The 12012-nt window shown below is 69.1% G+C and carries 11 protein-coding genes; 2 read left to right on the top strand and 9 right to left on the bottom strand.

Annotation, left to right across the window (positions count from 1 at the left end; genetic code table 11):
* Positions 1-357: 357 nt before the first annotated feature.
* The 6 genes from ATK36_RS14460 to ATK36_RS14485 form a co-directional block, all read right to left on the bottom strand.
* Positions 358-1332 (bottom strand): glutamate ABC transporter substrate-binding protein, encoded by a 975-nt coding sequence (locus tag ATK36_RS14460; protein ID WP_098511892.1) that lies wholly within the window; start codon positions 1330-1332, stop codon positions 358-360.
* Positions 1329-2714: a hypothetical protein gene (locus ATK36_RS14465; protein ID WP_098511893.1), complete on the bottom strand. Its 1386-nt coding sequence runs from the start codon at positions 2712-2714 to the stop codon at positions 1329-1331. The genes ATK36_RS14460 and ATK36_RS14465 overlap by 4 nt, the downstream gene beginning before the upstream one ends.
* A gap of 587 nt (positions 2715-3301) precedes the next feature.
* Positions 3302-3523, bottom strand: coding sequence for a heavy-metal-associated domain-containing protein (locus ATK36_RS14470; RefSeq protein WP_098511894.1), 222 nt, complete (start codon positions 3521-3523; stop codon positions 3302-3304).
* A gap of 408 nt (positions 3524-3931) precedes the next feature.
* Complete coding sequence (locus ATK36_RS14475; RefSeq protein WP_098511896.1) at positions 3932-4135, bottom strand: cold-shock protein; 204 nt, start codon at positions 4133-4135, stop codon at positions 3932-3934.
* A 788-nt stretch (positions 4136-4923) separates the two neighbouring features.
* Positions 4924-5178 carry a hypothetical protein gene (locus tag ATK36_RS14480; protein WP_098511897.1) on the bottom strand — a complete coding sequence of 85 codons (255 nt, stop codon included), beginning with the start codon at positions 5176-5178 and terminating at the stop codon, positions 4924-4926.
* A 237-nt stretch (positions 5179-5415) separates the two neighbouring features.
* Entirely contained in the window at positions 5416-7068 is a 1653-nt protein-coding gene (locus ATK36_RS14485; protein ID WP_098511899.1) for a thiamine pyrophosphate-dependent enzyme, read from the bottom strand.
* Positions 7069-7182: 114 nt separating this feature from the next.
* On the opposite strand from ATK36_RS14485, the gene ATK36_RS14490 reads away from it, so the two are divergent.
* Both ATK36_RS14490 and ATK36_RS14495 read left to right on the top strand, forming a co-directional pair.
* Positions 7183-8460, top strand: a complete 1278-nt coding sequence (locus tag ATK36_RS14490) for a hydroxyacid-oxoacid transhydrogenase (RefSeq protein WP_245914735.1) — start codon at positions 7183-7185, stop codon at positions 8458-8460.
* Positions 8454-8861, top strand: a complete 408-nt coding sequence (locus ATK36_RS14495; RefSeq protein ID WP_098511902.1) for an acyl-CoA thioesterase — start codon at positions 8454-8456, stop codon at positions 8859-8861. Before ATK36_RS14490 ends, ATK36_RS14495 begins: the two co-directional genes overlap by 7 nt.
* Before the next feature lie 85 nt (positions 8862-8946).
* Here ATK36_RS14495 and ATK36_RS14500 read toward each other — a convergent pair whose 3' ends face one another.
* From ATK36_RS14500 to ATK36_RS14510, 3 genes are all read right to left on the bottom strand, one after another.
* Complete coding sequence (locus ATK36_RS14500) at positions 8947-9162, bottom strand: molybdopterin-binding protein (RefSeq protein ID WP_387000923.1); 216 nt, start codon at positions 9160-9162, stop codon at positions 8947-8949.
* Positions 9163-9450: 288 nt separating this feature from the next.
* Positions 9451-10299, bottom strand: coding sequence for a DUF7192 family protein (locus ATK36_RS14505; protein ID WP_098511903.1), 849 nt, complete (start codon positions 10297-10299; stop codon positions 9451-9453).
* Positions 10300-10302: 3 nt separating this feature from the next.
* Positions 10303-11985: an AAA family ATPase gene (locus ATK36_RS14510; RefSeq protein ID WP_211291880.1), complete on the bottom strand. Its 1683-nt coding sequence runs from the start codon at positions 11983-11985 to the stop codon at positions 10303-10305.
* Positions 11986-12012: the final 27 nt, after the last annotated feature.

Genomic DNA, 12012 nt, shown 5'->3' on the forward strand with positions numbered 1-12012 from the left:
CGGAGACCGGCACGCCCGGATACGGCTGCCCCGAGGTGCCCGGACGCGGCGGCCGGGCGTGCTGTGCGGGCGGGTTGATCAGGTTCTCGGCGTCCAGGCCGTCCGAACCGAGGCTGCCGGGCACCGACTGCTCCGGCGTGTCCCAGCGGACCGGGGGCGGCGGGGTCCACGACGGATCCGGCGTGCCAGGTCCCGAGCCCTCCCCCGTGGCCGGCACCGGGTCCGCCGATACCTCGGCCTCCTCCGGTGCCGCGTGCCGAGGACGGCGCGCCTCCTCCGACACAACTACCTCCCGAACTCCCCCGCGACCATGTCCGCGGTCAATCGTAGTGGGGCTGCCCGGCCGCTACCTGGCAGTCACCGATACTGCGCTTCCGGCGGGCTCGCCGGCCCGAGCCGCCGGCCCACCCACTTGTCGTAGCTGGCCGCCCAGGAACCGTCGGCCCGCATCTGGTCCAGCACCGCGTTCACGAACTGCACCACGTCCTGCTCGTCCAGCGGTACGCCGACCCCGTAGTTCTCCTTGGTCAACTGGTCCCCGACGACCTTCACCTGCGGATCCTGCGCCGCCATCCCGGCCAGGATGGTGTCGTCGGTGGACACCGCCTCGACCTGGTTCTGCTGCAGCATCACCAGGCAGTCCGACCAGTTGGGCACCGACACCGCGATCGGTTTGGCCGGGTCGGTCGCGACCTTGGTCAGCGACGTGGACTTCCGCGCGGCACACACCCGTTTGCCGGCCAGATCCGCCAGCGACTGCGCGTTCGAGGTCTTCGGCACCAGGATCTTCTGGCCGGCCACGTAGTACACCGAGGAGAACTGGACTTCCTTGCGGCGCGAGCAGGTGATGCTGTAGGTGCGGACCACCACGTCCACCTTGTGGTCCTTGAGCACCTGCTCCCGTTGCGAGGACGGGATCGCGCGGAACTGCACGTGTCCCTCGGCGGTGCCGAACAACGCCCTGGCGATCTGGTTCACCACGTCGATGTCGAAGCCTTCGAGGTTGCCGCTCTGGGGATTGCGGAACCCGAACAGATAAGTGGTCTGGTCCACTCCGGCGATCAGTTTCCCGCGCGCCTTGATTTCGGCGAGGTGGGAACCGGGCGGCACCGACGTCCCGGCCGTCGGCCGGATGCTGGCCAGGGGGTCACAGCTGGTGTCGGTGTTCACCCCGGCGCTGGTGTCCGGGCCACCGACCCCCGCCGGGGTCGGCCAGGCCGCATCGGTCACCGCGGTCGGGTCGGCGGGCACTTCCGCGGCTGTGCACGCCGCACTGAACAGCACGACAGCGGCCAGCGCAGCCGCACGGACGAAGTGCCGCGACCGGATCATCGGTACTCCCTCAGCCTCTCCCGGACGCCGACGGTGACCCCGCCCGCGGCGAGCACAGCGAGCACCCCGACGCCGGGCGCGAGCGCGGTGAGCGCCCGGTTGCCCGCGCCGGTGTCGTCGAGGAACTCCTGACGACAGACGTCGATCGCGGCCTGAAGGTTCATGTCCAACCGGGTGAACGCCGCGGCCGCGCTGTTCGGCGCAACGCTCGTGGCGAAGTCGACGGCTTCCTGGTACTGACCGCTGTCGTCCAGCTTGCGCACCTGGATGTGCGCCAGCGACCATTCGCGAGCGGCTTGTTCGGCCGCCTCGATCTTTCGCTGGCCGGGCGTGCCCTCGGCGAGGTCGCGCGCCTTGCCGAGGAGGCCGCTGTGCCCGTCCGCGCCGACCAGTCCCTCGGCCAGTCCGATGAACTGCTTCTCGTAGGTCGCGCCGTCACCGCGGGCGACCAGGGTGAGGGTTTCGTCGGCGCGGGCCTGCAGCGCGTCGATCCGCGCGCGCACCAGCACGTCGACCTGCGACGAGCCGTCCGTCTTGCCACTCGCGACGAAGCTGCCCTGCACGATCAGCGCCACCGTGCCCCACAGCAGCGACAGCACGATGCACCCGGTGGCCACCAGCAGGCCGATGTTGAGCACCCGGTTCGTCCGGCGGGTCAGGTAGATCTGGGTGGCGACCAGCGCCGCGATCAGTGCCAGGATCAGCGCGACCGCCACCCACGGCACGTCCGAACTGCTGTCCTGTTCTTCGGAAAGCTTGGCGGTGTGCGCTTCGTAGAGCGCCTTGGCCGCGGGCAGAATGGTCGAGCGCATCAACTGGGAGGCCTCGCGCAGATAGGACGCGCCCGAGGGGAAGCCCTGCCGGTTGTTCTGCCGCGCCGTTTCGACGATCCCGGTGTAGACCGGCACCTTCTGGTTCAGGATGTCCACCTGATGCGCGGCGTCGCCCACGTCGGCGACATCCGACCCGGACTTCGCCAGCGCGGAACCCGCTTCGGCGATGTCCTGCTCGTACTTCTTCCGCAATGGGGGCGGCTCGTCTCCCACGGAAAGGAACGCGCTCGCCGCCGTCGCATCGGCATCCGAAAGCGACCGGTACACCTGCTGCGCCGCCGAGGCCATCGGCTCACGGTGCTGCACCAGCCCTTCGACGGTGTTGTCCTTGTCCTGCACCGACAACACCCCGACCAGCCCCGCCAGCAGCGAGAGCAGCACGAGCGCCACCGCGATCACGGAAAGCCGGCCCGGCGTGGTCGCCGCGGATCTGACCACCGCACGCACCGCCTGGCCGGGCAGCTCCAGCAGCCCCGCGATACCGCTGCGTCCCTCCGGTTCCTCCGGTGCGGGCGCAGACGTTTCCGGCCGCGTCGCAGTGCTGGTCATCCCCGATCCTCCCCGTACGCCACCCGCAGAAGGTAGCCGGTCCCGCATCGACCGGCGAACGACACCCGGAAGGTGTCATCAGCACGTGATCTCGAACCAGGGGCCGACCTGCGGCACGGCGGTGAAATGCGGGGTGGGTGGGGTTCGGCCAGTCAGGTGACGGACGGTGCTTTGACCGGGTTGGCGCGCTGGCCGGCAAGCACCAACCGCCTCACTGGAATCACAGCAGTCCCGGCAGTACCAACGCGCGGTCAGGGCAGCCGACCACCAGCATGCACAGTCCGGCAAGCTCTGCCCGAGAACCTGTCGCACTCCGCAAGATCAGCGCACGGTGGACGGGCCGGACACGATCAAGGCGCTGCTCCTGCCCGAGAACCAGTCGCGCTCCGCAAGATCAGTGCGGCTCGTCCGAAGCGGGCGCCGCCGCATGCCCCCGCCCCCGTGCGGATGCGGACCAGCCGAGCGCGAGCCGGTCGCTCGCTCCGTTGCCGGGTGGCGCGAAGACTCGCGATTATGCGTGACTCACCGGCCACGGGACTGTCCCTCTTGGACAGTCCCAGTCGGTGGAATCGGGCTGTGGACGGGAATCAGACGGTGGCGGCGAGGCCCTCGTAGGTATAGCCCGCTTCCTCTACTGCGGCGCGGACGGCGGACTCGGCCAGTGCGTCGGTCGAGCGGACGGTCACCTGGCCGGTTTCGACGTGCACGGTGACGTCTTCCACGGCCGGCACTGCGGTGAGTTCCTCGGTGACCGACCGGGCGCAGTGGTCGCAGGACATTCCGGAGACGAGGTAGTCGTTTTCGATCATGGGGCGCAGCCTACGAGTCCGTCGCGGACTCGATCGGGCGACGCCTGCTCTCGCGCGTACTGACCGCCGTGAAGGGACTTCAGTCCGTGAAGGGGTCCTTCGCGGCGTCTGAGTCCAGGGTTCCGGCAAAGTTGGTTGAGGGCCCGTGATCAGCAGAGAGCCATGGCTGCCCGACCGGTTTCGGGTCCGTGAAGGGCCCCTTCACAGCCCTCCGCAGCTGTGCAGGGCCCTCCACGCCGACTTTGCCGACACCCTGGCGTCTGAGTCCGTGAAGGGGTCCTTCACGGCAGACAGGTCGGGCGTGGCGCGGCGGCGTGGCGCGGGGGCCGGGGGCGCGGCAGGGGGCCGGTAGCGAAAAGGGCCGCCACCCGGAGTGCGGGTGGCGGCCCTCGTTCGGAAGTACGTGGGTCAGAGGAGGTTGACCGACGTGGCCTGCGGGCCCTTCTGGCCCTGGCCGATCTCGAACTCCACGCGAGCGTTCTCCTCAAGGGTACGGAAACCGTTGCCCTGGATCTCGCTGTAGTGCACGAAGACGTCGCCGCCACCGTTGTCGGGAGTGATGAAGCCGAACCCCTTCTCGGAGTTGAACCACTTCACGGTGCCCTGAGTCATCTAACAATCTCCATACATAAAAACAAAACAGGAAGCCACATCGACGCCCTGGGTCCATCCCCGGACGAAGCGCACCCTCGATGGTGAAGGAGACCCGACGCCCGCTGGATTCTGCGAGCGTGACTCAACACGAACACAAAAATCAAGACCATCCAAAGTAAACCACAGTACGCGGCGGCCCGACAACCCCGGCTCACCCACCCGGGGTCTGCCTCCAGCACCCGTGTGACCAGCAACACCCGGGTCGCGCGCGTTCCGTCCCACACTGCGAAACAGTCAACCGCAGCAACGGCCTGAGGCCGGCTGAACAACAGGCGAAGTCCTCTTGAACACCGCCCGTGGGGCACCCGGCAGACTCCCCTGCCCGGTTCCCCACGCGCTTTCGCGCTCCACGAAAAAGGATCTTGCCCGAACGGCCGTGATCAGGTTCGACGGAGCAGCGCGAGTCCGTCTCGTCGGCCGAATTCCTCGGCACAGAGCCACATTCCTGAGCACGTCGCAGCCGAATACCCGGCAGGTCCTCTCGAGGACGCTCGACCGCCGGAGGAAGGGACGGCCGAACACCCGCGCTAGCAGGTCACTTCGCTTACGCCACAAGCGATCCAGCACATCGACCGCGGAATCCGACCCGGACAGAACCCGCCCCACGACGGCCGCCGAGTTCACTGAGAACGCCGGGACCTACCGAACCACAGTGCACAGGATCGGCCCAGCCATCACGACACCACGCGCCATCCCGGCCCGCGCGACTTCACGCAGCCACCACGGCCTCCGCGCGCGATAACCCGTCACTCACCGCTGGCCGGGCGCAGCGGGGCTCCGAACGGCGAACGCCAGTCCGCCCCCTGCTCGGGCGCGGTCACGGCATCGTCGTGTGCCTCGGCGCTCGCGCTGAACAGCACCGGCACCACACCGGAGTGGGCCGCCGCGCCGGGCTCCTCCCCGGCCGGTACCGCGTGCAGCTCGGCGACCGCCCTGGCGGTCCGGCCCCGGCGGGCCCGCGTGATGGCGGGCCGGATGCTCTCGTCCTTTTCGTCGGTCACGGTGAAACTCCCCTCGTTCCTCCCCGCGGCAGCGGGGTGATGACCGCGATGGTGCCATCGGGCACCGACAGAAACCGTCCGGCAGCGGCGTACCGCTGGCGGGAATGCGGTTCGTCCCACGGGATCCCCCACGACCGGAGTCGGCGGAGCGGATCCGGGAACACCGTCAGGCTACCGGAGCGCACCCCCTGCGGCTACCGAACATCTCCGGCGTTTCCCCCTGTTCTCAGGAACTTTTCAGGCCCCCGGCCGCGCGGCCCCGAGCAGGGTGCTCAGCCGCACGTCCGGGGTCACCACGTCCGGATCGGTCCGCACATCGAGCACACACGGGCGCTGCCGCACCAGCGCGCTGGCCACGATCGGCTCAAGCTGATCCCGATCGTCCACGGTGTACCCGGCCGCGCCCAGTCCGCGCGCCCACGAAGCGAAGTCGACGATAGGGACGGTCACACCGGACAGCCGGCCGTGCGTCCGAGCCTGGTGCACGGCCAGCGCACCGTGCAGACCGTTCTGGAAAACGACCACCATCACCGGCGCGCGGTAGCGTACGGCGGTTTCAAGCTCCTGGCCGGTCATCAAGGTGCCCACGTCGCCGACCATCGCGACGACAGTGCGACGCGGCTCAGCCAGCTTCGCGGCCACCGCTGCCGGGACTGCGTACCCCATCGCCGCGCTACTCGGCCCTAGCTGGCTGCGCGGCTGAGTGAAGCACCAGTACCGGTGCATGAACTGCGCGAAGTTCCCGGCGTCGCTGGTGACGATGGTGTCTTCCGGCGCCAGCTTCCGCAGCACCCGGACCACGTCAGCCGGGTGTACGCGCGACTCGCCGCTTGTGTCGGGCGGCGTCATGAACGTGTGCACAGCAGCGTTGGCAGCCGACGCTCGTCGCGTACGCGGCGAAGCAAGTGACCGTAGCTCGCGAAGGAACGGCTCGACCTCCGAGTCGACCCGGAACGTCAGGCCGCGCCGGCTCTGCTCTTCGAGCCCGGTACCGACGAGCACGAGCGTCTGTTGCGCTGTGGGGTAGCGATAGCCCTGCGTGGTCACTTCGTCGAGGTGTGTACCGAGCGCGAGCACCAGGTCCGCACGCTCCAGCGCGTCGAGCTGTCGCGCAGGGATCCCGAGCCCGAGGTGCCCGGCGTAGCGCTCGTGGTTCTCCGGGAACGCGTCCTGCCGGCGAAACGCGTTGTACACCGGCAGGGAGAGCTCGTCTGCGACAGCGATCAGCTCTTCACGCGCCGACTGCGCGCGCCCGCCGACGATCACTACGGGGTAGCGCGCCTCGTCCACCAGCGCCGCCACGGCTTCCGCCGAACGGCCCAGCGTGCCGCAGACAGGCGGGCGCAAGGTGGCCGCCGGTTTGGCCGAGTCGTACGGGACGCCCCACGCATCACTCGGCACGCCGAGGACTACCGGGCCAGGCCGCCGTTCGCGACACCGGGCCAGCCCCTCGGCGAGCAGGTGCGGCACCTCGTCGGGTTCGCCGGCCCGAGCGCACCACTTCGAGATCGGCTCGAACATGCCGGTCAGGTCGCTCACCGGGACCTCGCCGGGGACCACCTGGCCGAGCGGGGGCGTCTCCAGCAGCGCCACCATCGGCGTCTGATCCTGGTACGCGGTCTGCACGCCGAGGACCACCCCGGCCGCACTCGGCCCGCGGCTGGCGAGCAGCACGGCGGGGTGGCCGGTGAGCTTGCCCTCCGCCTCGGCCATGAACGCGGCACCCGAATCGTGCCTGGCGGAGACGGGCGTGACCGCGCGTTCGCGGCGGAGCGCGTCGAGCAGTTCCAGGAACGACTCACCGACGACCGAGTACACCCGGCGGACCCCGGCCGCGATCAGGATGCGCACGGCCGTTTGCGCGACGGTGGTGCCTACTTGGTATCTAATGAGGAGAGCTTAAGGCGGCACCGTTCACCGCCGTCAAGCGATCTTGAAAAACTGGCTGCCAGGTTGAGACAAATGTCTGCTTTGCCCGTTCGTCGCGGAAGCGAGGTCGTCACCGTGTCACCCGAACATGAAACGATCTTCACATATGGCGCCCCCGCGCTCAAGTACGGCACCGGCGCGAGCGAGGAGATCGGGTACGACCTGACCCAGTACGGCGCGCGCCGGGTGCTCGTGGTCACCGACCCGGTCGTGGCCGCCACCGGCTGGCCGGAGCGGATCGCCGAGGGCATCCGCGGCTACGGCATCGTCACCGAGACGTTCGACGGGGTGCATGTGGAACCCACGGACATCAGCATGCGGAAAGCGGTGGATTTCGCCCGCAGATCCGGTCCGTACGACGCCTTCGTGGCCGTCGGCGGCGGGTCCAGCATCGACACCGCGAAGGCCGCCAACCTGCTGACCAGCAACGACGGCGAGCTGATGGACTACGTCAACGCACCGGTCGGCGGCGGCCGGGCGCCGGCGAACCCGCTCAAACCGCTGGTCGCCGTGCCGACCACGACCGGGACCGGTTCCGAGAGCACCGCGGTGTGCGTGCTGGACGTCTTGTCCCTGCGGGTGAAGAGCGGGATCAGCCACCTGCGGTTGCGCCCGTCGCTGGCCGTGGTCGATCCACGGCTCACGATCAGCCAGCCCGCCGGGGTCACCGCGGCGAGCGGGATGGACATTCTGTGCCATGCCGCGGAGAGCTACACCGCGAAGCCCTACACCGAGTTCGAGCGGAAACGTCCGGAGCAGCGCGTGCCCTACTGCGGCTCGAACCCGCTGGCGGACATGTTCGCGGAGAAGTCGCTGCAGCTGCTGTCCTGGGCGCTGCCCGCCGCCGCGCGCGACGGCGAGAACCTGGCCGCACGGGAGGCGATGGCGCTGGCCGCGACGTTCGCCGGGCTCGGTTTCGGCAACGCCGGGGTCCACATTCCGCACGCCAACGCGTACCCGATCGCCGGGCAGGTGCGGGATTTCCATCCTGCGGGCTATCCGGGCGAGGAGGCGATGGTGCCGCACGGCATGGCCGTCGCCCTCACCGCGCCCGCCGCGTTCCGGTTCACCTTCCCCGCGTCGCCGGACCGGCACCTGCGGGTGGCCCGGCTGCTCGCGCCGGACTTCGAATGGCCCGGCGACCTCGCCGACCACCTGCCCGCCGTGCTGACCACCCTGATGCGCGAGACCGGCCTACCGTCCGGCCTCGGTGCCGTCGGCTACACGGAGTCCGATGTGGACTCTCTGGTGGCGGGCTCGCGCAAGCAGCAACGGCTGCTGGCGACCGCGCCGCGCAGTCCGTCCGAAGAGGACTTGGCGGACATCCTGCGGGCCTCGGTGAGCCTGTGGTGAACTATCCGCACTGGCAGACGGTTCCGTTGCGCTGGAAGGACAACGACGTCTACGGGCACGTGAACAACGTGGTGCACTACTCGCTGATGGACACCGTGATCAACACCTGGCTGATCGAACGCGGCGGGCTGGACATCGAGAGCGGGCCGGTGATCGGGCTGTGCGTGGAATCGCGCTGTGCCTACCACGCGTCGGTGTCGTTTCCGGACTCGTTGCGGATCGGGCTGCGGGTGGCGCACCTCGGCCGGTCGAGCGTGCGGTACGAGGTCGGGATGTACTCGGCGGCCGAGGTCTTGGTCGCCGAGGGGCACTTCGTGCACGTGTTCGTCGACCGCGAGCACCGGCGGCCGGTACCGGTCGCCGGAAAGCTGCGCGAATCGCTGACCGAGCTACTCACCTGAGCCTACCCGGCTGTGAAGGGGCCCTTCACGGACTCTGAGTCCGTGAAGGGCCCCTTCACAGCTTCTCGTCCGGGTGAGGAGGCGGTCAGGCGGCGACGAAAGTGGTGGAGTGCCAGCCGGTCGCGCCGTCGGGGACGGTGCCCGCGCGGTCGGCGGTCTGGGTGTAGCCGGTCTTGTCGGTGGCCCGGCAGAAGACCTGATGGGTACCGGGTTTCAGGGAGATCTGCGTCCACCACATCCGCCAAGTGTCCACATTGACCTCGGTGGACAGCGTGGCCGGCTGCCAGGGGCCGTGGTCCACGCTGATCTCGACCCGCTCGATCCCCTCCGGGTTAGAGGCAGATTTCGTCCGACGATCACCGAGGGCTCGCTGCAACAATCCGCTGCACCGCCGCTGCGTTCGCGACCGTCGGAGGTGTCGCGGCACTGACCACGAGTGCCGCAACCACCGGCGACAATCCATTGTGTACAGACTCGGGCGTGACCGCGACCAGCCAAGACCTCACCATGTCCGTACACTTCGAGGTCATCACTCAGGACTGACCTCGATGGCGGTGGCGGCCGACCTGCCTGCTGCCGCCACCGCGGATCACTCCTGGATCAGTTCCAGCTCCCGGAACATCTGCCGCGCCCAGGCCAGCGCGGAGGGCAGGTCGTCCCACTGCCGATCGGTCTCGGTCAGATACGGGAACACGTACGGATCGTGGATCTCCTCGGGCAGGTCACGCGCCTGGCAGGTATAGGGCGGGCCGCCGTAGTGGTCGGTCTGCATGGCCGCGGCGACCCTCTTCGGCTGGGCGTCCCAGACACCGAACCACAGCCGGCGCAGCATCGCCGGGTGGGCCACCGCGAAGATCAGCCGTCCCACGTCGAACGGCTCACCCGCGGCGATCACCCTGGCCACCCCGGAGAACCGCTGTTCCATTTTGGACACGTGCAGGGTGCCGCAGAAGCCGGACCAGATCTCCACGCTGTGCCCGGCGTCGATGATCGCGGTGCACAGCGCGGCCAGCGCGAGACCCCGGTTGATGATCACGTAGTGCCCGATTGTGTTCGAGTACCCGCCCGGCACCAGGAAGGTGATCACCTTGCCCCGCCGGGAGATCTGCCGGGGAACGGCGTCCACCATGCACTCCGGGACGCCCGAGAGGTAAGCCCCGACGTCCACCTCGCTTCCGGTCACGTCCCAGGTCGGTTCCAGCAGGGTAACCGCGTGCGAAAGCCCGGCGCTCTCCCGCAGCTCCCCGACTGTGACGTCGGTTTCCTCCAGTGGCACCGACCAGCCGTCCATGGCCAGCTGTAAGGCCTCTTCCCAAGGCGCGCCGTGCCAGCCGTAATCGGCGCGCCTGCTCGACGCGTGCGAAGTGGTCGGTTCGAGCATCGCCGCGTCCAGGAATTCGTTCCATGACCGCAAAGGCGGCAGTACGACGGGAAGCATGGTTCAGTCCGCTTCGAGCGCTTTGCGGTGCGCTTCGGACAGCCCGCGCACCACCCGCCATTGCAGCACTTGGTCCACAGTGGCCCCCGCCTCCAGCAGCTTGGCCCCGTCGATGCTGGCCCGCGGGGAGAACAGCAGCGGCAGCTTCTTGCGCTCCGCCAGTTCCCGCAGATCCCTTACCTCATCGAGGAGTTCCTGTACCTGCTCCGGATGCGACGGCGCGTGCCGCAGCGCGATCCGTTCCTCCAGGCCCTCGTCGATCGGCACGTCGATCACCACGAACCGGTCCAGGGTCGCGGAGTCCAGCGTCTGCCTGCCGACGTACTGCCGGTCGCCGCCGGTGCCGTAGGTGTTGCCGGTGGCGACCAGCCGGAAGTTCTCGTGCGCGTCGACCATTCGGTCGGCGAAGGCGCAAGTGCCCAGTGCGAGTGCCTGGTTCAGCTCGGCGAGCAGCCCGGGATGGCCGTTGTCCAGCTCGTCCAGCAGCATCACGCCGCCGTGTTCGAACGCCCGGCGGAACGGGGTGTCGTGGTAGTGGCCGTTGGCGTCGAAGTAGCCGAACACCTTGCTCATCGGCGTGGTCGGACCGAGCGAGAGTGCCTGGAAATCCAGGTCCAGTGCCACGGCGGCGTGCTTGGCCAGCATGGACTTGCCGGTACCGGCGGGGCCGACCAGCAGCACGTGGCACCGGGCGTGCAGGGCCACCAGCACTTCCGGCAGCACCGCATGCGTGTCCGCGCCGAGTTCGACCTTCTTGCCCTGCGGAAGCACGACGGTGACCACGTTCGGCGCCAGCTCCGAGAACGCCTTCTCGGCTTCCTCCCGAACGGCGCTGCGCAACGACTTCAGCGTTTCCTCGGACGCCTTCTCCACCATGTCCGGCACGGCGGCCAGGGTCGCCGTGCGGGCGGAATCGGTTACTTTGGCGACGAGCTGGTCGTGCAACACCCGCGGGTCCGGCGCCGCGTCGGCCACCGCATTGCGGGCCAGCTCCGGTAGCGCCTCGCCTGCTGCCTTCATCGTCTGGTCGACCAGCGTGTCGCGAGCCTGCTCCGCTGCCTGGCGGACCGCCTCGGGCGCTACCTCGCCGACCGCCGAACGCACGTTGTCCAGCAGCGCGGCGGTTCCCTCGCGCACCAGCTCGTCGCCCACTTCGGCCCGGTCCGGAGCAGCTTTGTCGACTGCGGCACGAGCCAGCGTCGCGATCGTTTCCGCGGAGTGCTGCTCCAGCGAACCGGCCACCTCGGCGCGGACCTGGTCGACGGCCTGGCGCACCACATCCGCCAGCGCATCGACCGCCAGTGCCCGCATTTCGGCGGACACCTGCGTGACGAGTTCCGTCCGCAGCTTCTCCTTGTCCGGTGTCGCTTCGCGCACGGCGGACGCGGCCAGCTCGGGCAGAACCTCGGCGGAGGCACGCTGCACCAGGTCCGGCAGGCCGGCTTCGAGCTGGTGCCACGCCGCGCTTTCCAGGCTGCGCTGCATTTCGGCGCGGTCCGGAGTGGTGTTGGAGATGGCTAGCGCGGCCAGGTTGGGCAAGAGGGCCTGCGCGTGCTGGTAGATGGTCTCCGGCAGCCTTGCCCGGATCTCGCATTCAGCCATCCAGAGGAGGTTGCTCTGGGTGAAAACGCCCCGTGCGACCTCCTCGGCGATCGAGGTGAACTCCGCCTTCGTGCTGTCCCGCACGGCCCCTCCGCATGACGTGTGTGCTCG

This window comes from Amycolatopsis sulphurea, assembly GCF_002564045.1.
GTDB classification, from domain to species: Bacteria; Actinomycetota; Actinomycetes; order Mycobacteriales; family Pseudonocardiaceae; genus Amycolatopsis; species Amycolatopsis sulphurea.